Below are 26,224 nucleotides of genomic sequence, written 5' to 3' on the forward strand. Positions count from 1 at the left end.
GAGGAATATTGGATGTGAGGCTGTCGATGAACCGGGATAAAGGCTTTGGAAAATAAGCTTCAGAGTCATCCCCAACGCCTGTTTCCGCAGTTCGTCGACAACTTCCGGGGTATTCCTATTTGCCGGGATGCGGTAAAATGGAAACAGGCATGTACTTGGATGAGGGGAGATGAAAGCGATGTCAAATCGCGCAGTTGCGGCCGTTGGGAACCTGATCGGCGGACAATGGGAAGCCGGAAGGGGGACGTTCCCGGTCTATAACAAATTTACGGGCGATGTGATCGCCGAGGTCGGCAAAGCGTCCAGAGAGGATGTGGAACGTGCGGTTTCCAACGCGTGGGACACGTTCCGAAAAGAACGCCTGACGCCTCAGCAGAGGTACGACATTTTATCGCGGGCGGCGGAGCTGTTCATGGAACGCAAGGAGGAGCTGGCACTGACGATTGTCCGCGAAGGCGGGAAGGTGTTGAAGGATGCGCGGATGGAGGTGGAACGCGGCATACAGACCTTCATCGCGTCGGCGGAGGAGGCCAAGCGATTGCACGGCAGCGAGGTGCCGATCCAAGGTCAGCCGGGAAGTGGCGACAAACTCGCTTTTACGATTCGCGTTCCTTTGGGCGTCATTTGCGCGATTACGCCGTTTAACTTTCCGTTCAATCTGGTCGCACATAAAATAGCCCCGGCGATTGCCGCCGGCAACGCGGTTGTACTGAAGCCGGCCGGCGTAACGCCGCAAACCGCAGCCCATATGGCTAATATTTTGCTTGAAGCCGGGCTTCCGCCCGGCTTTCTGAACGTCGTGAACGGACCGGGCAGAGAAATCGGGCAATATTTGCTCGGCGACCCGCGCATCGCGATGTATACGTTCACCGGCAGCTCGGAGGTGGGCAAGCAGATCAAGGCCGGCTCGGGTGTGCGTCCGGTGACGCTGGAGCTCGGCAGCAATTCGCCGAACATCGTTCACATGGATGCCCCGGATTTAGCCAAGGCGGCACAGCTGTGCGTGACGCGCGGGTTCTCGAATGCAGGTCAGGCGTGCATTTCCGTGCAGCGCATTTATGTGCACCGCGACGTCTATCCCGCCTTTCTCGAGATGGCGGTTGAAGCGGCTTCCAAGCTGAACGTCGGCAACCCCGAATCCGAACGGACGGATATCGGTCCGATGATTTCGGAGAAGGAAGCGGAACGGGCGGAAGCCTGGGTGCGGGAAGCCGTCGAAGGAGGCGCGGCCGTCGCATGCGGCGGCTCGCGGAACGGGGCGGTGCTGCAGCCGACCATCATAACCGGGGCGACATCGGACATGAAGGTGATGTGCCAGGAGGTGTTCGCCCCCATCGTCTGCATCGTACCTTACGAGGACTTCGACGAAGCGCTGCGGGCCGCCAATGATTCTGATTACGGACTGCAGGCCGGCTTGTTCACGTCCAGCCTGCAGCTGGCGCTGCGGGCGGCCCGGGAGCTGGAATTCGGCGGGGTCATTATCAACGACGTATCGACATTCAGGGCGGACATTATGCCGTACGGCGGGGTCAAGGACAGCGGCTACGGCAAGGAGGGCCCCAAATATGCGGTGGAGGAAATGACGAGCGAAAAGCTGGTCGTTATCGATATATAACGAATTTGTATCGAGAGGATGTATGCAGATGAGAAATACGTGGGAATATTTTCCATCAGGAACGATTATGTTCGGAAACGGCGCCATCCAGAAGCTCGGGCAGGTCGTCAGCCGCATGAATGCGCATCGCGTGCTGCTCATTACCGATAAAGGAATCGCCCGTTCCGGCATTCTCCAAACCGTGACCGGCCTGCTGGAGCAATCCGGCCGGCATGTTCAAGTGTTTGACGGCACGATACCGGAGCCGCCGGTTTCCCTGGTGCAGGAATGCTATGAGGCCGCTCGCGCCGGAGAGAGCCCCGATGTCATCATCGGTCTTGGCGGCGGCAGCAGCATCGATATGGCGAAAATCGTCGCTCTGCTCATGAAGCATGGAGGCAAGCCGCAGGATTACTTCGGCGAGCATTCGATTCCCGGCCCGATCCTGCCGCTGATTGCCATACCGACGACGGCGGGCACCGGCTCGGAGGTCACATCGGTCGCCGTAGTGAACGATACGGAGCACAGCATCAAGGTCGGCATATCCAACAATTATTTGCGTCCCCAGGTCGCGCTGCTCGATCCCGAGCTGACCATCGAGCTGCCGCCTTACGTAACGGCCTGCTCCGGCATCGATGCGCTGGCGCATGCGGTGGAGGCGTACCTGGCCAAGGACTATGCCTACATTCAGGCCGAAGGCGAGCTATTGTTTCAGGGCGCGGCGCCGATCAGCGATACGCTTGCCCTGGAAGCGATCGAGCGCATATCCGGCAGTCTGATCGCCGCCGTGCAGCAGGGCTCGAACATGGAGGCGCGGTCCCATATGCTGCTCGGCAGCCTGATGGCGGGACTCGCTTTCTCCAACGCAGGCACGGCGGCGGCCCACGCGCTGGCTTATCCGATCGGCGGCTTAACGAAATCGCCGCACGGCGAAGTGACGGGGCTGCTGCTGCCGTATGTAATCGAATATAATGCGATGGCGGCAGGCGCCGCCAAAATGCACAAGTTCGCGCAGGCGCTCGGACTGCATACGTCCGCGCTCAACGCGGCGGAAACGGCGCAGGAGGCTGTCGCCTGCATCTTCCGGCTGCTGGAGCAGATCGGCCTGCCCTCGCGGCTCAGCGACATCGGCGTCGCTCGCGAGCAGCTGCCGGAAATCGCCGCCAAGGCGGTCGGCATCGACCGGCTGATCCGCAACAATCCGCGCACACCGACCGTCGACGGCTTCCTGCGTCTGCTGGAACGAGCGTATTGACGGGAGAGGAGCGGAGCCGGATGAAGGTGGTCATAACGAGGAAAATACCCGAGACGATCAAACACATGCTGGACAGCGCTTGTACGACCTATATGTGGGCGGAGGAATTGGAGCCGATGCCGCGGCATTTGCTGCTGGAGCAGGCGGTCGACGCCGACGCAATCTTCACGAACGTATCCGACCGGATCGACAAGGAGCTGTTTCAAGCCGCGCCGAGGCTGAAGGTCGTAAGCACGATGGCGGTCGGCGTCGACAATATCGATCTGGCCGAGGCTTCGCGGCGGGGCATTCCGGTCGGACATACGCCCGGCGTGCTTTCGGAGGCGGTGGCTGACCTGACTTTCACGCTGATGCTTGCCGCGGCGAGAAAAGTGGTCGAAGGGATGGCCTACATCAGGGAAGGCCGGTGGAGAGGCTGGGGCCCGATGCTGTTCACCGGCCGGGATGTGTACCGGGCCACGATCGGCATCATCGGCATGGGAAGCATCGGCCGGGGGGTGGCGAGACGGGCGGCGGGCTTCGATATGCGGATATTGTACCATAACCGCAAGCCCGATCCGGAGGCGGAGAAGCAGCTGGGCGCCGAATACTGCGATCTGGACACGCTGCTGCGGCAGTCCGATTATGTGGTCATGCTGGCCCCGGCGACCCCCGAGACGCATCGAATGATCGGCGCCCGGCAGTTTGCGCTGATGAAGCCGAATGCGATATTCGTCAACACATCCCGAGGCGGCAATGTGGATGAACAAGCGCTGGTACGTGCATTGAAGGGCGGCACCATCTGGGGAGCCGGTCTTGACGTGTTCGAGCAGGAGCCGATCCGTCCGGATCATCCGCTGCTCGCGCTGGACAATGTGGTGACGCTTCCGCACATCGGCAGCGCCACGCTGGACACGCGGATGAACATGGCCGCCCTTGCGGCGCAAAATATTTTGCATGTTTTGAACGGGGAGCCGCCGGCGCATTGCGCCAATCGGGCGGCGCTCGGGCCGTAAACGGATCTTAATATGCAATAGATTGTCGTATAACGTCATACTACAGGGATAAATACGAATGAAACCGTCCGGTGAACCAGTTCCGGACGGTTTTTTCTGCCGTACACCGCGGTAACAAGTGCTCCCGTTCTAACGCGGTGCAAGACAATTGCGCCAAAACAGGAATATTTATTATCGATAATAGATAATAAATATTAAAGCGATTTTATCGCTCGACTCGACGATTTTGCCCTCCGGCATCCTGACGGCAAACATTAACGCTATACATCGGCAAGCACGAAACGGAATGGGGGAATGATGATGATACAACGGCCGTCCTTGCAGACGGATTCCATCGGCGAACAAGTCTACCTGTCGTTAAAAAAACAAATTTTGGAAGGCCAGCTTCAACCGGGCGCACGCCTGCTCGTGATGGACATCGCCGGCACGTTTCAAATCAGTCAAGGGCCGGTCAGAGAAGCGCTGGAGAGGCTGAAGCAGGAAGGATTGATTATTAGCAAGCCGAACAAAGGATCGGTCGTATCCGATATTACCTCCAAAGAAATTAAAGACATTTTCGTCATGCGGGAAATTATCGAAGGCTTTGCCGTCAAAGAATCGGTCCCTTTGCTGGATCCGGCGGATTTCGAATATTTGGAGCATACGATTGCGGAAATGGATAACGCGACACGGCGCAATGACATGATGCACATACTGGGGCTGGACCTGGAATTTCACGGTTTTTTTTACAAACGGTGCGGCAATCATGTAGCTCTCGATATGTGGAAGCAGATGAGCACGAAGGTGATGAGGTTTATGGCCATGCGCATCTCCATTCATTATTTGACGAATGACAAGCTCGTGGAAGAGCATTTCGACTTGATCCGGGTGCTGAAACAAGGCGACCCTCTCGCAGCCGAGCAAAGATTTATCCAACATATGAAAGCGTATAAAATGATTCAGATCACGTAACGATTTGCACCCGGGACATGTAACCTTTTTTGGAAAGGGGAAATCAGGTATGCATATGGAACTGCTGGTTACTAAAAACGAAGCGGTAGTCCAAATGATGCGGGACCGTTTTTTAATCGATCTGATCTCCGACAAGGGAAACAAGCTGAATCGCTGGAACGGGCAGATTGCCGGACTCAGCCTCGAACGGTACATGTCCTTTCCGGCTATTGCGCTGGTTGAGTGTGCAGGCTGTTCGGCCGATGCGCACGAAAAACGGCAGCATGCCGAGCGGTTGAGGGCCGCTCTCGAGCCGGAGCTTCGCGATGAGATGGCCGTTTTTTTGGATGGCGAAGGCCGGGTCTGTCTGCTGTTTCCATGGGCCGTGCGGGAGCTGCTCGAAACCGTTCAGCAGCGGTTCGGCGGCCGGTTTCCGTTCGCGACGAATATCGGGGTGGGCATCCCGCGCAGCCGGTTCGCGGACCTGCATCATTCGTATCGTCAGGCGGAGCAGTCGCTGCGCCATAAATTTTACAAGGGCAGCGGGCAGGTGATCCATTTCGCGGAGATCAAACCGTACCTTCCAACCGCCGAATACCCATATGCGATTGAGGAAGAGCTGGGCTACTGCGTCAAATCGGCCGATCATGCGGAGGAAATCGAGTGCAAGGTGGATTTATTTTACGAACGATTGCTGTGCCGCGGGCCTATCCGAATCGACGAGGTGTATGAAATGACGATCCGGCTGCTGATCGGACTGGAGAAAAAAGGGCTTGCCGATGCCGACAAAGAAAGCGCATACAAAAAATACGAAATTATGCCGATCGTGCATATGGAGACGCTGAACGAAATTAAATCGTATTTGAAATCGTATTTGACCGAGCTGTGGAAAAGCTTGCTGCAAAAAAACGGCCATCGCAGCATCATCGAGAAGACGATTCAATATATGGAGCAGGAATGCCAGCATGCGAGTCTGAACAGCGTGTCGCAAAAGGTGTACATGACGCCGACTTATTTGAGCTTGCTGTTTAAAATGAGTACGGGTAAAACGTTCATCGAGCAGCTGACCGACATCCGCATCGATAAAGCGAAGCATTTGCTGAAGCACTCGATGTTGAAAAATTACGAGATCGCGGAGAAGGTAGGCTATCATGATTCGCGCTACTTCAGCCAAATTTTCAAGAAAAAGGTCGGCTTGTCGCCCAGCGTGTACCGGGAATCGGCGGGAAAATGACGGCTGAGACGACCGTAGGCTTGTCAGGAAAATGGATTAAGCAGGCTTCGAACCTGAAATTTTTCGAACAAAAACATAAATATTTCGCCTATGAATCGGAGAACCGGATTTGGTACTTTTAAAATGGAGAAACGAGGGTCAGGGGTGATGTGTATGAGAAAGACCGCGTACGGCGAACCGGGGCAAAGCTCCGCGGTCAAGCTGGCCGGTACAGGCGAAAGGCTGCGATATTGGGCAAAAGAAATTTATAAAAACAGGGTTAATTATTTTTTTATTGCGCCTATGTATTTGTTTCTGATCGCCTTTCTCATCATTCCGACGATTCAGGGACTGTACTTGTCGTTTTATCAATTTACCGCCGATTCGGCCAAACGGTTTGTCGGGCTGCAAAATTTCATCGCCCTTTTTCGCGATCCCGTCTTTTGGATTGCCCTGAAAAATACGGCCGTGCTCGTCATCGGCGTGGTGCCTTCAAGCTTGCTCGTTTCGCTGATTATATCCGTCATCATTCACCGCCGCAGCCAAATTTTGAAGTCGTTCGTCCGGGGAGCTTTTTACTTGCCGTTGGTCGTCTCGAGTGTCGCGCTGTCGATTTCATGGAAATACATTTACGATCCGGCCATCGGCCTGGGCAACTATGTACTCGGCTTATTCGGACTTGATCCCGTCGTGTGGCTGGGGGATGCCCGGTACGTGCTCCCGGCGCTCATGTTCATTATTTTTACGTTCAGTCTGGGCAAGCCGATTATGCTGTATTTAGCCTCGCTGGGCGCGATTCCGGACACATATTATGAAGCGGCCCGCATCGACGGAGCCGGCTCGATCAGCCAGTTCGTTCATATTACGCTGCCGATGCTGAAGCCGACAACGCTGTATTTGGTCGTGACCGGAACGATCGGCGCTTTCCAGGTGTTCGTATTTGTCAAGCTGCTCACCTCCGGCGGACCGAACAATTCCTCGCAAACGCTCGCTTATATGCTGTACGAGAAGGCGTTTATTTTCGGCCAATTCGGCATTGGCTGCGTCATCGGCACGATCCTGTGCCTCATTTGTATGGGAATTGCAATCGTCGAGTATAAATTTTTGTCGTCGGATATCGAGTATTAGGGAGGAGGATGTCGATGAACCGCAACGCCGTCATTTCTATGAAAAGCGCGCGACTGCTCGGAATGCTGCTTGTCCTGGCCGGCTCGGTCATTAGTCTGATCCCGTTGTATTGGACGATTCTGAATTCGTTTCAGCCGAATGAAATTGCGATGAAGGTGCCGCCTGAACTCATTCCGGGCAGCTTTATCTTCGATAATTATACGTATTTGTTTACGAAAACGGGCGCCTTCCGCTGGTTTATAAACAGCGCCTGCATTTCCGCCGTGTCCGCCGCTCTCGTCGTCTACTTTTCCGCGATGGCCGGCTATCCGCTCGCCAAGAAGAAGTTCCCCGGGGTCAACGTGCTGTTCTGGACCGTGCTGGCGTTTATGACCGTCCCCCGCGAGGTGCTGCTGCTGCCGCTGTTTCTCATGATGAAAGAGCTGCATTTATTCAACACCTACCTCGGCATCCTGCTGCCGACGATCGCATGGCCGTTCGCGGTGTTTCTGATGCGGCAGTTTATTAGTACCGTTCCTTCCGAAATTTTCGATGCCGCTGCAATTGACGGCTGCAGTCCGCTAGCGATGTTTCATAAAATATTGCTGCCGATCATTAAGCCGGGCCTGGGCGCTCTGGCGGTATTTGCCTTCGTCAACAGCTGGAACGATTACATTTGGCATCTGATTATCATTTCCTCCGACAATATGAAAACGCTGCCGCTTGGCGTCGCATCCATGTCGCAGGAGCTTACGGCCAATTACGGATATTTGATGGCCGGCGCTTCATTCGGAGCGATTCCGTTAATTACGGTATTTTTGCTCTTCCAACGTTTTTTTACAAGCGGCATTACGCTTGGGGCTGTAAAAGGCTGACGTTCAATCTCAATCGATTCAAGGAGGGGATTAGCAATGAAACGTTCGACATCCAAATGGTGGGGCTCGCTGGGTACGTTGACGCTGAGCGCGACGCTTGTATTGACGGGCTGCTCGTCAGGCGAGACCGGAACATCGGCGGACGGGAAGGCGAAATTGTCACTGGAATTTTGGACGGCAACCGGGACGGATCAATCCAAATTTACTAACATCGTCAAGAGATACATGAAGGATGTGGATCCGGGCGTCGATATTAAAGTGACCTACGTGCCGACGACCGGTATCGACGAAAAAGTCAATGTCGCCATTGCCTCCAATCAGTTTCCGGACATATATTTCGATTCCTCTCCCCGGATGGTTCCACTGGCGATTAACGGCGTGCTGGCTCCGCTCGATTCCTATATAACCCCGGAGTACAATCTGGACGACTATTATAAAGGGATGCTGGATTTGAGCAAATACAAGGATAAGCTGTATATGCTGCCGACCTCGAACAGCCTGCAGGCGCTTGTGCTGAACAAAGCGCTGTTCAAGCAGGCCGGGGCGGAGGATTTGCTGCCCGATCCCGAGACGCGCTCCTGGACCCGGGACAAATTCGCCAAAGCGGTGGAAAAGGTCGGCAGCCTCGGCAACGGCGTATATGGGCTGGGCCTGGGCGCCGTGCAGATGGATCATGACAAATATACCGACGGCTTTATATTCAGCGACGGCGATGAGTTCGCCAACGAATCGTATACGAAAATGACGTACAACTCCGATAAAAACGTGAAAAACTTCGAATGGATCATTAATTTGACGAAGACGAAGGGAGCGCTGCCCGGAGCGGCCGGCAACAATATAACGAACATTCTGGGGCTGTTTAAGCAGGGGAAAATCGGCATGATGCAATATTATGGCGGCAGAGAGATCGAGCAGGTGCTGAGGGGCGTTAAGGACGGCACCGTTAAAATCCCGTTCGACATTATGTTCGCCCGTTTCCCGACCGATGATGGCAGCCCGGGTAAGCTGTACACCTACTCGACGTCATACGGCATTAAGCAGCAGCAGGATAAGGCGAAAATGGACGCGTCGGCGAAATTTATTATGTGGCTGACGGACGGCAAGGATAAGGAATTGAACGAATTAAGCTATGTCGAGGACGGTGCGCTGCCGGCCCGCAAATCGTTGAAAAGCTTCCTGACCGATCCTGAAAAGCAAAAACTGATGGATATGTCGGATAAGACGATCCGCAATGTGTTCCTCATTCCGAACTACCAGCAGGTTCGCAAAACGTGGTTCAACAACTTTCAGCCGGCCTATTCCGGCCAACTGACCGCCAAAGCCGCCCTGGACAATTACGTCAGGGACGCCCAGAAGCTGGTCGATGAAGGGTTGGCGAAGCAAAAGTGAACTCGTTCAGCTTTGCTGAACACATCGGGGAATCAGATGGGGACTCTACCCCATCTGATTCAAGGCCCACCTTAGAGGTGGAGGTCTTAACCCGATAAAGTCGTAATCGGATAAATTCCGATTGCCATCGGGCATGTATTCATCGAACGAACGAACGTGTGAGCAAATAACTATGAAAGTGCAGTTATTTTGAATAAATTTACTTTGATGAATCAATATTTCTGCGAATCTGCAGGAATTGCAGACGACTTCGCCTCAACTTGAGATTGGGCGGACGAAAACATGCGCTTTTGCAGGAATACGACCTATGGCGTAAAAAACCTGCGTAAGACATGTACTTTTGCAGGTACCGTGCGTGCGAGCTAGCGAGCAGTACCCCGCGCGGGCTTACGAGCAGGCTCGGTGGGGGCTAGCGAGCAGTGCCCCGCGCGAGCTTACGAGCAGGCTCGGTGGGGGCTAGCGAGCAGTGCCCCGCGCGAGCTTACGAGCAGGCTCGGTGGGGGCTAGCGAGCAGTGCCCCACGCGAGCTTACGAGCAGGCCCGGTGGGGGCTAGCGAGCAGTGCCCCGTGCGGGCTTACGAGCGGTGCCGCATGCGGGCTTACGAGCAGGCCCTTATGAATCTGTCGCCATACGAAAGCCTCCGTTCCGCTTGATGCGGTCGGAGGCTTCTTCGATTTCGCTATTTCCAGTTTCCCCGGACGACGCCCCGGATGTTACTGCCTAGATTTTCTCTCCGAGCTCGAGCACCGGTGAGAGAAGGGCTAGCAGGCGCATCCGGAAAAGCGGCTTTTCAAATCGCGCAAATCCCCAGGCGTGCGTTTGCGGCGCTGCATGGCAGGGATGCAGCTGCACCCGATAAACGGTCATCGCTTACGCTCTTGCATCGTTGGACGGCCCCTTCGCTTCCAAGGCGCGCGCTTCCTCAAGCTCCTCTTCCCAAGTAAGCGAGCGGAATTCCGCAGCTTCCGGAGACTGCTTCATCCAGCTGAGGAAGTCTTGCCAGATCGGCAGCGTCCAGGTAGAATCGATCTGCGCCGTCGAATAACGGCCTTCGTCCAGCCGCAGGAAGCCGAAAATGTCGCGTACCTGCGATTTTTCCGCCTGAACGACGGTCAGCTCCGCCAGATGCGGCGGAACGAAGGCGACGCCGGCCGGCGTGCCGAGCACGATATCGCCGGGCAGGCAGATGGCTCTGCCGATCTGGCAGGGCGCATTCATCCCGATCATCGTTACTTCCCGGATCGGCGTCGGATCGCTGCCTCTATAAAAAACGTTAATATTTTCGATATTGACGATCTGCTGCGTATCGCGGATTCCACCCCAAATGACCGCTCCGCCCCGCTTGGTGCGGGAAGCGATCGCCGTCGCCAGATTGCCGCCGATAAATGTCCCTTTATATACCTTATCAAACAAATCGACGACGACAACATCGTCCTCCTGCAGGCTGTCGATCACCCATTGATTGAAAAAGCCTTTCCGGTTCTCCGCTTCATGTCCGTGCTTCAACAACGTTTCATGCAGGTCGGGGCGCATCGGCGCGAAAATGGCGGTAACCGCCCGGCCGACCATCGTTTTATCCGGCTGCGTGCTTTTAAATTCGGTTTCCACCTGGTAGTCGTAATTGCGGTGCCAGAGCGGGCTCCACGCCTCCTCCAATGTAATGCGTCTCATTCTGCGCAAAATATCGTCCGGCACTTTGGGACGTCCGTTCGGGAACCGTTCCCCTTTCCACTCGGGCGTCAACTGAATAATATCTTCGGGATTGTCAAATTTCATAGGAAACCCTTCTTTCTGCTGGAATAGTTGATGTGCCGCAGCCGGTTAGCTCCACAACCGGTCGTTCGAACGGTAATGATCCCACGCTTCGGTCGATTCCCATAAGCCGGGGATGTCGGGGTGGATGTGCTGGGCGATCACTTCATCGTTCAATTGCTCAATGCCGAGACCCGGCGCGTCGGGAACCTGGATGAACCCGTTTTGTACGAGCGGCTTCGGAAGCTTGCTAATAATCAGGTCGTCCCACCAGCTGACGTCATTGGAGTGAAACTCCAGCGCGAGGAAATTTTCCGTCGCTGCCGCAGCGTGAACGGCAGCAAGACAAGCGATGGGGCTCTCCGCCATATGAATCGCCATGGCGATGCCATGGTCCTGGGCCATGTCGCCGATTTTTTTCGTTTCCAGAATGCCGCCGGTACTCAGCACATCGGGATGAATGACCGATACGCCGCCGGCTTCGATCAGCGGCTTGAAATGTTCCTTCAAATAAATATCTTCTCCGGTGCAGATCGGAGTCGTCACCGCACGGGACAGACGGACGTACTGCTCGGTATACTGCCAAGGCACCATATCTTCCATCCAGGCAAGATTATATTTGTCGATCCGCCGTCCGAGCCGGATGCAGTCTTCTACGCCGATGTGCCCGAAATGATCGACGGCGAGCGGCACTTCATAGCCGATCTCGGAGCGGACGTCGGCGACGTACTGCTCCAGCAGGTCGAGTCCTTTTTCCGTAATATGAATGCCGGTAAACGGGTGGGCGATATTGCTCACATCATAGAGACGGCTGCGCAGCTCGCGCTGCTCCTCCGGAGACAATCCGAGCTGGCTGCGGTTGCGCCATTTGGCGAAAATCTCCCGCATCTCCTCGACAAAGCCGAGCGGGCCGCTCAAAGCCCCGGGCTGATGGGCGATTTGATTGATGCCCAAATCCATTTTCAAAAAGGTGAAGCCTTTCTCCATTCGCTTCTTCAAAGCTTGGCCCATCGCCGCGCCCGTATCCTTGCCGTCGACGTCGGTATCGCAATACATCCGGATTTTATCGCGGAATTTGCCGCCGAGCATTTGATAGATCGGGATGTTGTAGGCTTTGCCGGCCAAATCCCACAAAGCAATTTCGATACCGCTGACGCCTCCGCCCTGCCGGGCATGGCCGCCGAACTGCTTGATCCGCCGGAACAGCTTATCGATATTGCACGGATTTTCGCCCAGCAGGCGGCTTTTCAGCATTAAGGCATACAGCTTATCCGCTCCGTCGCGGACTTCGCCGAACCCGACCAGCCCCTGGTTGGTATATACTTTGATCAGGCTGCAATGCATCGGCGCCCCGTGAATGTCGGCAAAGCGAATATCGGTAATGCGGAGCTCGGATGGTTTCGAGTTCGTATTGACATGGGCTAATGTGTTTTCGTAGGTCTCTTTATTGATCATGGTTCCATCCTCCTTGTCGTTAAACATAAAATCACCGCAGCAGCTTGGTATGTCGTTGCATGGTCAATGCGCTGCCGTCTGCGAACGTCCGGTCGCTGTCAGGCCGCTCCCCGAATCGCTGACGTAAACCGCCGTCCGGGCGGATTTTCACCGGCAGCGGATTGCGGAGTCTCTCCTTTCGTTGGAATAGGCAGTTCGTTCGTCTGTGTCAATGGATTGTAAAGCACCGCTGCATACCTTCATAGTATACTGAGCGGGTTATGATCCTTCGACGAGGTAAATTTATGATTTTGTTTAATTTTTTTCTAATATCGACATTTATCCATCAGGCAGCGCGAAAGCATTTCATGTTTTTCCGGTCGTTCTCAAGCCCATAAAAAAATCGAACACGATCATAAAAACGTCCTCTATGAAGTTTCGGTTGGCAGCGTTAAGTTTAATGGATAGAGCGTTTCAGCAATGAACACGAGCGCTTTTCAACAGGTTCGCAAAAAAAGGCATTAGAGCAAACTTGTTGTGGCGAGGAGCGTATCGGACCATTCAAGGAGGGATTCGGATGACACGCAAGATCGTTTCTTTAAAGGCAATCAGTCCCGTTCACGAGGAGCGGATCCGGAGCGTCGCACCCCAATGGGAGTTGATTAACGGAACGGATAAGGACGTCTGGCTGCCGCATATCGGCGAGGCGGAGATTGTGCTGGGCTGGAGTGAGGAGGCTGCCGGGCACTGCCTTTACCCCGGCACGCGGCTGCGTTGGGTGCAGAGCTGGGGCGCCGGTGTGGACCGGTTTCCGCTGGAATCGTTCGAGAAAGCAAACGTCGTTCTGACGCATACGAGCGGTATCCATCCGAACCCGATATCGGAGCATGTGTTTGCAATGATGCTGTCGCTAACACGCAAAATTCATCTGTCCATTCACAACCAGCGGGAGCAAAAATGGCAGCTTGTCGGCGCGCCGGGTGAAATGCATGGCAAAACGGTCGGAATTATAGGAGTCGGTGCGATCGGCACGGAAATCGCCAGATTGGCCAAAGCGTTCGGGATGAAGGTGCTTGGCGTCAAACGGACGGTCGCAACCGCGCCCTATGTGGATCGCATGGTCGGTTTATCGGAGCTGGATGAGGTGCTGCGCGAAAGCGATTATATCGTGGTGACGCTCCCGCTTACGAAACAAACGGTTCATGTATTCGGCCGCCGGCAATTTCAAGCGATGAAGCCGGGCGCCTATTTTATCAATATCGGCAGAGGCGGGACAACGGATACGGAGGCATTGATCGAAGCGCTGCATAGCGGCGCTATCGCCGGCGCCGGACTGGACGTCTACGAGACGGAGCCGCTGCCTCGGGATCATCCGCTATGGCTGATGGACAATGTCATGATGACGCCGCATAACTCCGGCTCCACCGAGTATTACGACGATCGTGCGATGGACATATTTTTGCAAAACTTGCGCTATTATATTACGGGCAAGGAGCTTCGGCTCAACCGCGTCGATCCGGTTAAGCAGTATTAAGCAATCGGCGGCGAGCCGAAGTTCCTTGTTCACAATACGTTTGAGTCCGTCCGGTCCTTCATCCGTTTACGGAAGGAGAATGATCGCCGGTCGGCGAATATTACCATAATCAGGAATATTGATTTGAAATTAACCGAATTTACAGCAACGCGAACGAAAGAAGGGACGCTGTGACGGAATCATCTCGAATGCATGAGCTGTTGACGCTCAAGACGATCGCGGAGACGCTGAATCAGTCCAACGAGCTGGAGCCCATGCTCAACACGGCGCTGGCAAAGCTGCTGGAATTGACAGGGCTGACGACAGGCTGGATTTTTATCGTCGATGGCGCTGCAAGACATGAGAGTGCGGCCGAATACGGCCTGCCTCCGGCTTTACTGTACAACGATAGAGAGCCGATGGCATGCAGCAGGTGCTGGTGTCTGGACCGATACAAGGACGGAAGGCTGAAAAATGCGGTTAACATTTTAGGCTGCAAAAGGCTGGAGGATGCGGCGGAGCTGAGGTGGGGCGATACGAACGGCATCACCCATCATGCAACCGTTCCGCTATGGTCCGGAGAGCGCCGGATCGGCTTGTTGAATGTTGCGGCACCAGGCAAAAACCGATTTTCGGACGGGGAGCTGGCGCTTTTGCAGGCGGTCGCCTTCCAAATAGGCGGGGCGATCGAGCGCATGCGCCTTTATGCGGAGGAACAGCGAAGAGCCGACCGATTCGCCAGACTTGGCGAGTTCAGCCGCGCTCTCGGCGCTGCGGCAAGCGCCGTCCAGGCTCCGCGGGAGCTGGCCGATCGGGCGACCGCTCTGATCGGCGAGCATTTCGATTGGCCGGTGGCGGCCGTTTTCGACCGGGTCGGCAGCGATCTGGTGCTGCGCGCCGTTCACGCCGCAGGCGGGAGCGGTTCAGTGGCAGCCGGCCTGCGGCTGCCGCTTAAGCAAGCAGGCTGGCTCGAGGAAGCGGTGCGGGACCGGCACTATTGCGCTGCGACGCCGGCGGAGGCCGCCGCGTTGGCGGACCGCGGCCTGCCTCCGCTGGCGTCGGCAATGGCGGCCTCCATTCCGGCAGCGGGCTCCGGCCCTGCGAGCATCCTGCTTGTGGGCGAATTCAAGGCGGGAGATGCGCACCGCGCCGACGGCGAGGTGCTGGAGGCGCTGGGCGAGCACATCGCCGCTGCGCTCGAAAGCGCGCGCCATGCGGAAAACCGGCGGGAATTGGCCCGCCTGGAGGAGCGCAACCGGCTGGCCCGGGATTTGCACGATTCCGTTAGCCAAATGCTGTTTTCGCTTTCGATGACGGCGAAAGGAGCGGAGAGCATGCTGCGCGTCCCCGATCCGGAGGCAGCCCGGCATGCGGTAAATGCGGTACGGGATATGCAATCGCTTGCGCAAAGAGCCTTGAAAGAGATGCGCTCGCTCATTATGCAGCTGCGGCCTGCCGGTCTTGAAGCGGGCATTGTCACTGCGCTGAAGGACTACGGCGAGAAGCTGGAGCTTCGCGTCCGCACGCAGGTCGCCGGCGTACGGGAGCTGCCCCGCGCCGTGGAGGAAGCGCTGTGGCGCATCGGGCAGGAGGCGCTCAACAATGTGAGCAAGCATGCCGGAACCGGCGAAGCCGAGATCGCGCTGCAGCTGACTTTGGATCAGGCGGTGCTGAGGATAACCGACCGCGGACCCGGTCTGGCGAAGCCCGCCCCTTTAACGCAGCAGCAATCATACGGTCTGCTGACGATGCAGGAACGAGCCGAATCGCTGGGCGGAACGTTGTCGGTGACAAGCGGCTCCGGCCAAGGCACGGCGATCGAGGCGGCCATTCCGCTGCCCGAAACGGGACAACAAGAGGTGAGCGATTCATGAAAATCAAACTGCTGCTTGCGGACGACCATGCGATCGTCCGCAAAGGGCTGCAGGTGTTTCTGTCAACCCAGGCCGATATCGAATTGGTCGGGGAGGCGGCGAGCGGTCATGAAGCGCTCGCTCAGGTGGAAGCGCTGCAGCCCGATGTCGTCCTGATGGATTTGAACATGCCCGTCTTGAACGGTATTGAAGCGACGCGAAGGCTGAAGCTGTCGCATCCGCATGTAAAGGTGATCGTACTCACGTCGTTCTCGGATCAGGATCATGTGCTGCCCGCGATTCGCGCCGGCGCCAAAGGGTATTTGTTGAAGGATATCGAGCCCGACGCGCTTATAAGCTCGATCCGGCGGGTGTTCGCCGGTCAGGTGGAGCTTCACCCCGAAGCGGCAGGGTTGCTGATGAGCAGTGTGGCCGAAGGGGAGTCTGCCGTTTCTCCGTCGTACCGGAACGGCGGAGAAACGGTGCCGGACCGGCATGACCCGCTGTCCGAACTGACCCGAAGAGAGCGCGAGGTGCTCGGCCTGATTGCGCTTGGAAAAAGCAACAAGGAAATCGCGGAGGCGCTTGTGATTACGGAAAAAACGGTAAAAACCCACGTTAGTCACCTGCTGGACAAGCTTGCCGTCGCCGACCGTACTCAGGCGGCCATCTTCGCATGGAAGCACGGTATGGGCGGGTAAGCCCAGCCAGAGGCGGCGTAATATAATGAAAGTGACGGTCTGAGGAGACAAATGCCGGTGAAATGCCTTAACTATGCAGCTGGAGGTGGAGGAAGCGATGTATTTCGGATTGCAATCGATGTACTACAAGTATGCTTGGGGTGTCAATTATTGGGATCAAAATGATAAGGACACGTCCGTCAAGCATATGAATATGGTAAGCTGCCGCAACGATTCCGCCGCCATGCAGGTGGTCGTCGGCGCAGATCACGATCTGCTGCTCACGGTCAGTGAAGAGCCGCTGTTCTGGAAAGGAGGTCCGATGCAGATTGCGCGGATCAAGGTGCGGATGAACGAGGCCGATGCGCCGGAAGCAAGCGCGCAGTGGATCGGGCTTATGAAGGACGACGACGGCGCTGAAAAAGCCGATGTGCTGCAGGACAGTCATCATGTGTTCGTTCCGCGCCGCAAGCTTCAGCCTGTATGGGTGGAGTGGAGCATTGGCAAGCGGGCGCGCCCCGGTATTTATACCGGCACCGTGATGCTGTACACCCATACGATGTTCGACGATGAGCTGCCCGCCGGAGAGCTCAGCTTCACGCTTAAGGTACTGGAGCATACGCTGCCGGATGCGCAAGATTACCGCTTCTATTTGGACCTGTGGCAGCATAATGCAAATATCGCGCGGAAGTATGACGTGCCGCTCTGGTCGGAGGCGCATTTCAGCGTGATGAAGGTTTATTTGGAAAGCTTGGCGCGGCTCGGGCAAAAGGCGGCGTCGGCCGTCGTGTCGGAAATACCGTGGTCGGGGCAAAAATCGCATATTGACGCGGAGCCGTCCGATTTGTTCGAGTACAGTATGATTCAGGTAACGCGTGATGCGAACGGAGTATTCCGTTATAATTACGCGGCTTTGGACCGGTATATCGAGCTTGCCGCAGCATGCGGCATTACCGAGGAAATCGAGCTGTTCGGCCTGCTCAGCATTTGGCAGCCGAAGGATGGCGTGTACGGTTCCCCGCTGCAGGATTACCCTGACGCAATCCGTGTCCGTTATTATGACGAAGCTACGGCCAACTATAAATTCATTCGCCAAGCAACGGATATCGAACAATATATCGGGTCGCTTCATAACCACCTGACGGCCAAAGGCTGGATACATAAGGTGCGGATTATGGCGGACGAACCGGATAACGTGGAGCTGTTCCAGGAGCGGGTCCGCGCGCTGCGTCGCGTCGCTCCTTCTTTCAAGTTCAAGGTGGCCATCGACAGCGCCGACTTGATTGAGGCAAAGCTGGAAGGCATCCATGATTACGTGCCGAAGCTCGACTGCGCGATGCGGCAGTTTGCGCGGATTCGCGAGCTTGCGCCCGAGGTGCCGGGGCGGATGCTGTTTTATGTATGCGGTTCGCCGAAGCGGCCGAACACGTTCATCGGCTCGCCCGGCATCGAAGCGCGCATCATACCGTGGCTGGCGGAATGGCTCGGGCTGGACGGCTTTCTGCGTTGGAATTACACGGCATGGCCGGATCGGCCGCTGGAGCGGATCGGCTACCGTCCGACCAACTGGCCGGCGGGGGACATGAACTTCGTGTACCCGGGCCCGGCGGGGAAGCCGCTCCTGTCGCTGCGCTACAAATGGCTGCAGCGCGGCGTGCGCGACGCCGAGTTGATGCGGCAGCTTCGCGAGGCGGGATTATCCGGGCAAGTGGATGAGCTGCTCGACGGGGTATTCCGGGCGGATGCCGGCCGCGGTCCGGAAAGCTTTAATCCGGAACGGCCGGCGCATGAATTGTACAGCCTGGAGCCGGCTGATTACGATCGGCTGTTCCTGCTCGCCCAGTCCATGGGGGAGCCGGAGGCGCCATAAAGCATCCGGTGGCGGGTTTCGCCGAGGGAACTAAATATCGAATAAATTCAGTGCTTATGCAATCGATAAGATTCGCTTATAATGGAAACCGGATGGATGTGCGTACCTTTATAATCCATCATGAGGAGGGCGATTATGATCTCGATCGCAGGCAACAGCGAGGCGGCCTTCGATGACAGCGTATTATCCCATATGGAGCGGAATGTGTACAGGCGCAAAAAAAACAGCAGCGTCCTGTACAGCTACGAATCCGCCGATGAGCTATTGTTCGAGCTGCGCATGCGCAGCCGTATTATCGAGGAGTCGCGGGCGTTAGACCAAAGCGGCGTGACGTTTGCCGGATTTAGAGATTCCAGATGCAATGAAGACTATTGGGAGCGGGATGACCTGGGGGGCTTCCGATTGATAAGCGGGAAATCCCCGAGCGAGGCGATTAGCGATATTTTTACGAACGGTCAGTTTTATACGTTTGAATGCGCAACGGCTGTTACTATCATTTTGTATAAATCGATTTTGGATATGATGGGCGCGGAAAAGTTTGACAGCTTATTTTCAAACCTCATATTATATGACTGGCATCAGCACAGAAACCTGCGGATCAAAACCGAAAGAAGCAGATCGGAAGCGGTCGCAGCCGACATCGTATATTTTGAAAATCCCGATTTTTTGCCATCGGCTCCTTGGTGGAGGGGGGAAAATGCAATCAAGCTCGAGGGCGGCTTATACTACGGGCATGGCGCCGGCATTCAAACGGAAGATACGATTATTGGCGTATTGAACCGGACACGCACGCCCGGCAGTACGACACCCGCATTTCTGAGCGACCGCTTGACGCGTCCGGACTTCGCATATTTGTATAAACTGCAAACCGATGCGGGCAGCCGCGGCGGCCGCGGTCGCCGGATTGTCGCAAAAATCGGATCGATCGTTTACGTTTCCTGAACACGGTATGCATAAGACAAGGCATAGCGGCGGATACTATATTTAGATTAGCGTGGGAATACGGAAAAAGACTGCCGGAACGCCGGCAGTCTTTTGAATATCGATTTCAACTATTAATTTGCAATAAATTCCTGAACCCATTCTCCGTTATAATAGGCAACCCCTATTTTCGTATAGTTCGGGCTAAGAATGTTTTGCCGGTGGCCTGCGCTGTTCATCCAGGCGTTCATGACCTCTTGCGGATTGCGCTGCCCCATTGCGATGTTTTCGCCCGCGTAGGTGTAGCGGATACCATACGATTTCATCATATCGAACGGGGATCCGTAAGTCGGCGACGTATGGTCAAAGTAATGATTGTTATACATGTCTTTCGCTTTGTCCAATGCCATCCGGTTCAAGGAGCTGTCACTCGTTAACGGCTTGAGACCCGCTTTTGCACGCTCCTGGTTTACGATAGCCGCAACCTGATTGGCATAATCGGACACGGCTGCCGAGTCGGAAGCCGTTGTTCCGGTTGAAGGCTTGGTCGGAGTCGTGTATCCTCCGTTTGTTGTACCGGGAATATTCAATACAAGTCCTGGCCAAATGATGTTCGGGTTGGAGATCTGCGGGTTTGCCTTAATCAAGGAGGTCAAGCTAATTCCATGCTTCTGTGAGATTGTCCACATCGTATCGTTGCCCGATACTTGATAAGGAGCCGCAGAAACCGCGGTAGCGCCAACAATAGTACCCACTGCAAGTAGACCGGTTAATACGGATTTCTTGAAACGCATAAAAACAATCATTCCTCTCTTTTGGATGGCCTGCGGAGTTAGCTGACGGATTCGGGTCAAAGAGCAATCACCCGGCCGCAAAATTGCGGCTTCACCCCAATAGGTGGTTTCCCCGCGCTTTATGGAAGCTTTGGCCTCGTTGTTATCTCATAACGAAAAAGTAATTAACTGGTTATTCGTCTGAGATGTACATAATCATAACATGTGAAAAAGCGGTGTTCATTGCGTAAATATTACCAGTGAACTCGTTCAGCATTGCTGAACATCGGGGAATCAGATGGGGACTCTACCCCATCTGATTCAAGGCCCACCTTAGAGGTGGGGGTCTTAACCCGATAAAGTCGTAATCGGATAAACAAGAAGAATCCGGGCTGACCATATTAATTGATCAAATCCTGGAATGGAGCTGGGCACCCCCGCAACGTGGAGTGTCCATTTTTTATCATATTTTACAAGCAAAAAGGAAAAAATAGTGGAACCGCCCACGCTACTTTTTAAAAGGAGTTTTTACCAAATGGAACTGTTTATTTTGATACTGATTTTCCTTGCCCTGATCGGGGTATCCAATGTGATTAACCATCAGCTCCCATCCATTCCGGTTCCGCTGATTCAAATTGCACTGGGAAGTGCCGTAACGTTTATTTCTCCGCATTTCCATCTCCATCTGGAGCCGGAGCTTTTCTTCGTATTGTTCATTGCCCCGCTTCTATATAACGATGGAAAGCATACGCCGAGAAGCGAGCTGTGGCGGCTTCGAGCGCCTATTTTTTTACTTGCCGTCGGCCTTGTTTTCGCAACCGTATTTGTCGTAGGCTATTTCATTCATTGGATGATTCCTTCGATACCGCTTCCGGTCGCCTTTGGGCTCGCAGCGATCTTATCTCCGACGGACGCTGTTGCCGTCGGCGCATTGGCCGGCCGAATTCATTTGCCTAAAAGCTTGATGCATTTGCTGGAAGGCGAAGCTTTGATGAATGACGCTTCCGGCCTTGTAGCGTTTAAGTTCGCCATTGCCGCTGCTGTCACAGGTGTTTTTTCATTATCGAAGGCCAGTGTCAGCTTCCTCGTTATTTTCATTGGCGGCTTGGCCGTCGGGGCTATATTGGCTGTAGTCATAACCGGGATACGCTCGCTGCTACGCCGTTCAGGGCTCGAAAACGAGACCTTGCATATGCTGATACATATCCTCACTCCGTTCGCATTGTTTTTGACAGCCGAAGAGCTTGGTTTATCCGGTATTTTAGCCGCGGTTGCCGGCGGAGTGATGCACGCCATCGAACGCGATCATTCCCACAAAATTAAATCCCGTCCCAACGAGCTGGCGGATAATACGTGGTCGATCATCGTTTACTTGTTAAACGGGCTTGTATTTGTCATTCTCGGGGTACAACTTCCTAATGTATTCAGCGCCGTCTTCAAGAGCTCTGCCTTTAACAATTTCGTAGTCGGCGGATATGCGTTAGCCATTTACATTCTGCTGATCGTATTACGTTTTTTGTGGGTGTTTGCGTATGCCCGTTTCAACGGTGCCAAGAAACCGAACGTTTCATTCAAGCTTTTAGCCATGACCTCACTGTCAGGTGTTCGTGGCGCGCTGACGTTGGCAGGCACCTTGACGATCCCGTTATTTATCGACAATGGCGATCCTTTTCCGGAACGAAGCCTGGTCATATTTCTGTCGGCTTTCGTTATCGTGCTTTCCCTGCTTGCGGCAAGCATCTTTTTACCGTTACTGGCAAAAAATAAAGGGATGCATAGTGAAGAAGAGAGTGCCAGGCAGCAATATGAAGGTCAGCTCAGGTCGATGCGTTCCGCCATGCAGGCGGTTCGTCATGCAACAACCGAAGAGAATGAAAGCGAAGCCGCGGTTGTCATCTCTCAATATGATCGATGGATTAGACAATCTCAGCTGAATGAGCGAAGACAGCGAAAACAGCGAAGGCAGCAAGACGTCGTATTGCGGATTAAAGCTGTTGAAATAGAGCGTGATAGGGTACGCCAGCTGCTGAACGGCGGAGAAATAAGCGGACGGCATGCCGAGTTATTGCTAAAAAACCTGGAGGAGATTGAACTTATAGAGTCGGGGCGAAGACAATTCTGGGTCGTTGTCTTGAAGCGGTTAACGAATGGAATTAAACGTTTCTTGTCCGGGAAGCCATCTAAAATATCCGTTTCCGATTGGGAGGCGCTGAGAAAGATTAAACTTCAAACTACCGGCGCTGTAATCGAAGCTTTTGAAAGCAATGGCGCCGGCTCTGATGAGAGTGAAGCAACAGACGTGATCAATCATTACCGGTTCATTCGAGATCAATTGTCAGCCCCTTTCCCCGTATCGCAAGGAAATGAACATATTAAAAGAGATCTGCAGTGGATAGCCATTCAAGCGGAAAGAAATGAGGTGCAATCGCTGTACGAGCAAAATGAAATTACGCGGGAAGTCGCCAATGGGCTTAGACGGAATATTCGCGGCCGGGAGGCTTCAATTCTTGAAAATGAATGGAAGTGATAAGCCCCTGAAACGACAATGGGAGCAATTGCGATAAACGGAAAGGAATTTCAGACCGTACGTAGAATGGAGATAAGGAGGCGTTGAAGGAAGCAAAAGTTATGGAGGCGATTGTTGCATGTGGAATCCCGACGAGTATATGAAATCTTTGTATGACAGCGTCAAGCCGACCGAACGGTTTCAGGCCGGTTCGCGGCAGGAATGGAGCGAGTGGCGGGAACGGCTGCGCGGCCGATTTATTGAAAAGCTTGGCGGCTTTCCGGCCGAGGCGGCGGACTTGACTCCTGTCGTCATGGAATCGGACGATTGCGGAACGTATATTCGGCAGCGCGTACAGATTCAAACCTACCCAGGGCTTCATATGCCGGTATATTTGCTTATTCCGAAGCGGCGCAGCGGACCGCTCGGAACGGTCGTCGCCTGCCACGGCCACGGCTATGGGAGCAAGGATATTGTAGGATTGACGCCGGAGGGTCAGGTCAAAACGGGCGATCCCGGCTACCAGAAAAACTTTGCCGTCGAGCTTGTAAACCGCGGCTTTCTTGTCGCCGCTCCCGAGCTGTTCGGCTTCGGAGACCGCAAGCTGCAAGAGGATGCGAAGGGGCCGAATTCCTGCAGCCGGCTGTCGTCGTTTCTGCTGGCGATGGGCCAAACGATGGCCGGCTACCGCGTGTACGAGACGATGCGCTGCATCGATTACTTGCTGACGCGCGAAGAGACGGACGCGCAGCGGATCGGCATCATGGGCATTTCCGGCGGCGGGCTCGTCTGCTCGTTCGCGGCCGCCCTCGACGACCGGATCGCGGCCGCCGTCGTCAGCGGGTTCGCCAATACGTTCCAGGCGAGCATTCTCGGCATGCATCACTGCATCGACAACTATGTGCCCGGGCTGTCGCAGCTCGCGGAAATGCCGGATTTGCTCGGCCTGATCGCGCCGAAGCCGATGTTGATCGAGGCAGGGACGCAGGACCCGATATTTCCCGTTCACGCTACGCTTGAGGCGTATGACCAACTGCGGGCGATTTATCGCTTATTGAACGAGGAAGAGCGGCTCGCGCTGGATCTGTTCGAGGGCGGGCATCAAATTTCGGGCGGCATGGCCTACGACTGGCTGAGCCGGGCGCTGGCCTGACAATTCATATGCCGGAGCAAAGCTTAATTCGATCGTGCTGCATTTATTAGGGATCGTATGTTCTTGTATCTGCCCAAAAGAGGGACCCCGAAAGGTCCCTCTCTGATTCAGTACGCCCGGCAGGGCCTTTTGTCACCGGAATTGAAGGATTCAACCCCCGTTCCAACCGGCGATCATGCCTTTGGCCATCTCCATATCCGCCTCTTTTCCGGTCATAAGGGCAAACTTGGCTACCAGAGCCGGATAAGCGGCCCATTGCTCCGCAATATGCTCCTGCATCCGAGGCCATACCCGGCCTCCATAGGTTTCATATCGTTTGAGGAAACGTTGAAGGCCGTCCGCGCCGAAAAGCGCATAGAAAATGACGAAATCTTTCCCCGGATCGCCGAACTCCGCTTCAGTCCAGTCAATCAAGCCCGTTACACGCTGCGTCCCGTCAACGAGTATATGAGGAGGGTGCAAATCGTCGTGGTTAAACGTCGCATGTCCGGGCCAATACGAGTCTGTTGTCAACCATGCCTCCCACCTGGCCTGGAGCTTGTCGGGAATCGCAAAGCTGCGCTTTATTTCTTCGATATTACTGGAAAAAGCTTCACGCGCTTCCACTGCACTTTGGATGCGAAGGCCGGCTTTGGCGGCTTCGTCACGATCCAAGCTGTGCAGCGAGGCCAAGGCTTCCGCGAGAGAATCAAAGAAAACATCCGGTAATGACGATGGCTCCATCCGCCAGGCATAGCCTCCCGCTGCAAGATCGACAGTCGCAACCGGGTGTCCGCCGAGCAGAGGATATGCGATAAGGTCGGGAGTAAAGATACGCCATTCCGGCACGTCCGCCGGCAGCTTGCCGCGAAGATGCCGCAGCACCTTGCGTTCGTTTTCTGCCCGCTCCCATACATCGTGACGTCTCGGCTTTCTCAGCACCCACGCTGTACCGGCATCGTCAACCGCAAAAGCGACGAGAAAATCCATCCCCGACTCATTGATTTCCACTCGTTCGGGGCTCAAGATTAAACCGTTTTGATTCGCTATGTTTAACATGTCTTCAACAACAGATTGATGATCGTTTGAATATGGTATTGTCATTGGCAAAGCACTCCTTTTTTTTATAATATCAGAATTTATAAGTTTTCAGCGAAGCTGAACAATTCTGATATTGCAAGAAAAGCTACATCAAAAACACGAATGTATCTTCGTCGAAAGGGCTTCGATCATAAGCTTTTCTTATCAAATCAAAAAACACAGGCGCGTCTATGCCTGTGTCATTGTAATCGATATGGAATGCCGTATGATTCAATATGCAAAGAGATGACGAATTCCGAACGATAGATCGGAAAAGTCACATTCGCACAACCTTGACAAACGCGCTCGTTCTCTAAGGAGGGCGAAACTGTTTATCTTAGGCATAAATTCATAAGGGCATACGCGGACAGGCAGACCTATCCCGATTACTCTGCGCACAGACAGAGCCGAGCAGTAAGCAGCAGTCAGATGCTTTACTTTCTCAATCGGGAAAAATTTACCACACGTAACCCTCCTTTCGGTTGAATCAAGTCTAGCACGGACGACTACTGATTGCAACCGATGAACTTTCGCCCGCTGCCGTTCACGCCTTTCACACCGCACTCCCTCGGGCTCAGACCCCCTGTCCACGATAAGCTTATACCGGCTCCGGTATATCGCCCCCGTACACAAATTGCTCCAGCCGCCCCAGCTTGTCGTTGGACAGCGGTCCCGAGTTGTCGAAATAAACCATCGAGGCCGTGGGAAGCTTCCATTTAATGTCCCGACGAGCAAGCGTTTTGCGGAATACGCTCCAATTGTCCAGCTTCCACACATCCATCTCAAAGCCGCGTTTCCGGATGCGCTGGCGATAAAGCTCCTCCTCGGGCAAATAGACGAAAGCCGCTTTGACATCGACATTGTCGACCGATGCGCCGATTCGCGCAAGCTCCCTTTCGAGCCATGCCGGGTCGGCCGATTCCTTCGTAAACGGCCCGACCACGACGGCGTCGTTGCCCAGCTCCACGTTTTCCAGCGCGGCGTCCATCGTGACCCGGTATCCCAGATCGCGGCAGCGCGTTTTGTATACCGGCGAATCGCGGTCGTTCGGATCGAGCCCGGAGAGCGTCATGATCGCTTCCGCCGCCGGCCTCAGCAGCGTATCCATATCGAAGAAAGCGGCACGGCGCTTGTGGGCCAGCGCTTTGGCGAGTGTCGTTTTGCCGGCTCCGGCGGGACCTATGAAAAATACAAGCTTGCGCATGTCGAACCTCCAATCAATCGTGTCTTTATATGATGCGGGATACAACCATTTACCCCATTGTAGCAAATCGGAAGGAAAATATTCCACTTTTGGCTTGCGTTCGCCGGCAGCAGCTCCCAACAGATTAAAAAAATCCTTATATGCTTA

20 protein-coding genes and 1 riboswitch are annotated in these 26,224 nt (G+C 54.7%); of the genes, 15 read left to right on the forward strand and 5 right to left on the reverse strand.

The genetic code is table 11. The features are described from left to right. The first annotated feature begins 169 nt into the window (after window positions 1–169). From E1757_RS29485 to E1757_RS29520, 8 genes are all read left to right on the forward strand, one after another. Window positions 170–1,615: an aldehyde dehydrogenase family protein gene (locus E1757_RS29485; RefSeq protein WP_133235025.1), complete on the forward strand. Its 1,446-nt coding sequence runs from the start codon at window positions 170–172 to the stop codon at window positions 1,613–1,615. A 28-nt stretch (window positions 1,616–1,643) separates the two neighbouring features. Continuing rightward, entirely contained in the window at window positions 1,644–2,849 is a 1,206-nt protein-coding gene (locus tag E1757_RS29490) for an iron-containing alcohol dehydrogenase family protein (RefSeq protein WP_133235027.1), read from the forward strand. Between the two features lie 20 nt (window positions 2,850–2,869). After that, window positions 2,870–3,844 carry a 2-hydroxyacid dehydrogenase gene (locus tag E1757_RS29495; RefSeq protein WP_133235029.1) on the forward strand — a complete coding sequence of 325 codons (975 nt, stop codon included), beginning with the start codon at window positions 2,870–2,872 and terminating at the stop codon, window positions 3,842–3,844. Window positions 3,845–4,138: 294 nt separating this feature from the next. Then, complete coding sequence (locus tag E1757_RS29500) at window positions 4,139–4,795, forward strand: GntR family transcriptional regulator (protein ID WP_246079633.1); 657 nt, start codon at window positions 4,139–4,141, stop codon at window positions 4,793–4,795. Between the two features lie 49 nt (window positions 4,796–4,844). Beyond that, window positions 4,845–6,008, forward strand: a complete 1,164-nt coding sequence (locus E1757_RS29505) for a helix-turn-helix domain-containing protein (protein WP_133235031.1) — start codon at window positions 4,845–4,847, stop codon at window positions 6,006–6,008. 153 nt (window positions 6,009–6,161) lie between these two features. After that, complete coding sequence (locus E1757_RS29510; protein WP_165972345.1) at window positions 6,162–7,115, forward strand: carbohydrate ABC transporter permease; 954 nt, start codon at window positions 6,162–6,164, stop codon at window positions 7,113–7,115. Window positions 7,116–7,129: 14 nt separating this feature from the next. After that, window positions 7,130–7,969 (forward strand): carbohydrate ABC transporter permease, encoded by an 840-nt coding sequence (locus E1757_RS29515; RefSeq protein WP_165972346.1) that lies wholly within the window; start codon window positions 7,130–7,132, stop codon window positions 7,967–7,969. 36 nt (window positions 7,970–8,005) lie between these two features. Beyond that, the gene (locus E1757_RS29520; RefSeq protein ID WP_133235037.1) at window positions 8,006–9,358 is read left to right on the forward strand and encodes an ABC transporter substrate-binding protein; all 1,353 of its coding nucleotides are present in this window, start codon (window positions 8,006–8,008) and stop codon (window positions 9,356–9,358) included. 871 nt (window positions 9,359–10,229) lie between these two features. Here the strand turns inward: E1757_RS29520 and E1757_RS29525 are convergent. After that, window positions 10,230–11,135 (reverse strand): RraA family protein, encoded by a 906-nt coding sequence (locus tag E1757_RS29525; protein WP_133235039.1) that lies wholly within the window; start codon window positions 11,133–11,135, stop codon window positions 10,230–10,232. A gap of 45 nt (window positions 11,136–11,180) precedes the next feature. After that, window positions 11,181–12,566 carry a mandelate racemase/muconate lactonizing enzyme family protein gene (locus tag E1757_RS29530; protein WP_133235041.1) on the reverse strand — a complete coding sequence of 462 codons (1,386 nt, stop codon included), beginning with the start codon at window positions 12,564–12,566 and terminating at the stop codon, window positions 11,181–11,183. Window positions 12,567–13,122: 556 nt separating this feature from the next. On the opposite strand from E1757_RS29530, the gene E1757_RS29535 reads away from it, so the two are divergent. The 5 genes from E1757_RS29535 (at window position 13,123) to E1757_RS29555 (ending at window position 19,403) form a co-directional block, all read left to right on the forward strand. Beyond that, entirely contained in the window at window positions 13,123–14,079 is a 957-nt protein-coding gene (locus tag E1757_RS29535) for a D-2-hydroxyacid dehydrogenase (protein WP_133235043.1), read from the forward strand. Window positions 14,080–14,249: 170 nt separating this feature from the next. After that, window positions 14,250–15,932, forward strand: a complete 1,683-nt coding sequence (locus E1757_RS29540) for a GAF domain-containing sensor histidine kinase (RefSeq protein WP_342774610.1) — start codon at window positions 14,250–14,252, stop codon at window positions 15,930–15,932. After that, window positions 15,929–16,612 (forward strand): response regulator, encoded by a 684-nt coding sequence (locus E1757_RS29545; protein WP_133235045.1) that lies wholly within the window; start codon window positions 15,929–15,931, stop codon window positions 16,610–16,612. The genes E1757_RS29540 and E1757_RS29545 overlap by 4 nt, the downstream gene beginning before the upstream one ends. Before the next feature lie 97 nt (window positions 16,613–16,709). Then, window positions 16,710–18,461: a DUF4091 domain-containing protein gene (locus E1757_RS29550; protein WP_133235047.1), complete on the forward strand. Its 1,752-nt coding sequence runs from the start codon at window positions 16,710–16,712 to the stop codon at window positions 18,459–18,461. A gap of 135 nt (window positions 18,462–18,596) precedes the next feature. Next, window positions 18,597–19,403, forward strand: a complete 807-nt coding sequence (locus tag E1757_RS29555; RefSeq protein WP_165972347.1) for a protein-glutamine gamma-glutamyltransferase — start codon at window positions 18,597–18,599, stop codon at window positions 19,401–19,403. 113 nt (window positions 19,404–19,516) lie between these two features. Here the strand turns inward: E1757_RS29555 and E1757_RS29560 are convergent, their stop codons facing one another. Continuing rightward, complete coding sequence (locus E1757_RS29560; protein ID WP_133235051.1) at window positions 19,517–20,176, reverse strand: CAP domain-containing protein; 660 nt, start codon at window positions 20,174–20,176, stop codon at window positions 19,517–19,519. A gap of 11 nt (window positions 20,177–20,187) precedes the next feature. Beyond that, a riboswitch (cyclic di-AMP (ydaO/yuaA leader) is annotated at window positions 20,188–20,322 on the reverse strand. A 368-nt stretch (window positions 20,323–20,690) separates the two neighbouring features. Here E1757_RS29560 and E1757_RS29565 point away from each other — a divergent pair. Continuing rightward, window positions 20,691–22,682, forward strand: a complete 1,992-nt coding sequence (locus E1757_RS29565) for a Na+/H+ antiporter (protein WP_133235053.1) — start codon at window positions 20,691–20,693, stop codon at window positions 22,680–22,682. Window positions 22,683–22,800: 118 nt separating this feature from the next. Continuing rightward, window positions 22,801–23,814 (forward strand): dienelactone hydrolase family protein, encoded by a 1,014-nt coding sequence (locus E1757_RS29570; RefSeq protein ID WP_133235055.1) that lies wholly within the window; start codon window positions 22,801–22,803, stop codon window positions 23,812–23,814. Window positions 23,815–23,964: 150 nt separating this feature from the next. Here the strand turns inward: E1757_RS29570 and E1757_RS29575 are convergent, their stop codons facing one another. Beyond that, window positions 23,965–24,897, reverse strand: coding sequence for a macrolide 2'-phosphotransferase (locus tag E1757_RS29575; protein WP_133235057.1), 933 nt, complete (start codon window positions 24,895–24,897; stop codon window positions 23,965–23,967). A 574-nt stretch (window positions 24,898–25,471) separates the two neighbouring features. Then, a complete protein-coding gene (locus tag E1757_RS29580) occupies window positions 25,472–26,077 on the reverse strand; it encodes a P-loop nucleotide/nucleoside kinase family protein (protein WP_133235059.1) in 606 nt (201 codons plus the stop codon). Between the last annotated feature and the right edge of the window lie 147 nt (window positions 26,078–26,224).

The sequence above is a fragment of the Paenibacillus piri genome (assembly GCF_004354045.1).
In the GTDB taxonomy this organism is placed as follows: Bacteria; Bacillota; Bacilli; order Paenibacillales; family NBRC-103111; genus Paenibacillus_S; species Paenibacillus_S piri.

What these genes read in the sequence shown, in the direction of transcription:
- E1757_RS29485 (WP_133235025.1), top strand. Translation starts at nt 170, where the DNA reads ATGAAAGCGATGTCAAATCGCGCAGTTGCGGCCGTTGGGAACCTGATC.
- E1757_RS29490 (WP_133235027.1), top strand. Translation starts at nt 1,644, where the DNA reads ATGAGAAATACGTGGGAATATTTTCCATCAGGAACGATTATGTTCGGA.
- E1757_RS29495 (WP_133235029.1), top strand. Translation starts at nt 2,870, where the DNA reads ATGAAGGTGGTCATAACGAGGAAAATACCCGAGACGATCAAACACATG.
- E1757_RS29500 (WP_246079633.1), top strand. Translation starts at nt 4,139, where the DNA reads ATGATGATGATACAACGGCCGTCCTTGCAGACGGATTCCATCGGCGAA.
- E1757_RS29505 (WP_133235031.1), top strand. Translation starts at nt 4,845, where the DNA reads ATGCATATGGAACTGCTGGTTACTAAAAACGAAGCGGTAGTCCAAATG.
- E1757_RS29510 (WP_165972345.1), top strand. Translation starts at nt 6,162, where the DNA reads ATGAGAAAGACCGCGTACGGCGAACCGGGGCAAAGCTCCGCGGTCAAG.
- E1757_RS29515 (WP_165972346.1), top strand. Translation starts at nt 7,130, where the DNA reads ATGAACCGCAACGCCGTCATTTCTATGAAAAGCGCGCGACTGCTCGGA.
- E1757_RS29520 (WP_133235037.1), top strand. Translation starts at nt 8,006, where the DNA reads ATGAAACGTTCGACATCCAAATGGTGGGGCTCGCTGGGTACGTTGACG.
- E1757_RS29525 (WP_133235039.1), bottom strand. Translation starts at nt 11,135, where the DNA reads ATGAAATTTGACAATCCCGAAGATATTATTCAGTTGACGCCCGAGTGG.
- E1757_RS29530 (WP_133235041.1), bottom strand. Translation starts at nt 12,566, where the DNA reads ATGATCAATAAAGAGACCTACGAAAACACATTAGCCCATGTCAATACG.
- E1757_RS29535 (WP_133235043.1), top strand. Translation starts at nt 13,123, where the DNA reads ATGACACGCAAGATCGTTTCTTTAAAGGCAATCAGTCCCGTTCACGAG.
- E1757_RS29545 (WP_133235045.1), top strand. Translation starts at nt 15,929, where the DNA reads ATGAAAATCAAACTGCTGCTTGCGGACGACCATGCGATCGTCCGCAAA.
- E1757_RS29550 (WP_133235047.1), top strand. Translation starts at nt 16,710, where the DNA reads ATGTATTTCGGATTGCAATCGATGTACTACAAGTATGCTTGGGGTGTC.
- E1757_RS29555 (WP_165972347.1), top strand. Translation starts at nt 18,597, where the DNA reads ATGATCTCGATCGCAGGCAACAGCGAGGCGGCCTTCGATGACAGCGTA.
- E1757_RS29560 (WP_133235051.1), bottom strand. Translation starts at nt 20,176, where the DNA reads ATGCGTTTCAAGAAATCCGTATTAACCGGTCTACTTGCAGTGGGTACT.
- E1757_RS29565 (WP_133235053.1), top strand. Translation starts at nt 20,691, where the DNA reads ATGGAACTGTTTATTTTGATACTGATTTTCCTTGCCCTGATCGGGGTA.
- E1757_RS29570 (WP_133235055.1), top strand. Translation starts at nt 22,801, where the DNA reads ATGTGGAATCCCGACGAGTATATGAAATCTTTGTATGACAGCGTCAAG.
- E1757_RS29575 (WP_133235057.1), bottom strand. Translation starts at nt 24,897, where the DNA reads ATGACAATACCATATTCAAACGATCATCAATCTGTTGTTGAAGACATG.
- E1757_RS29580 (WP_133235059.1), bottom strand. Translation starts at nt 26,077, where the DNA reads ATGCGCAAGCTTGTATTTTTCATAGGTCCCGCCGGAGCCGGCAAAACG.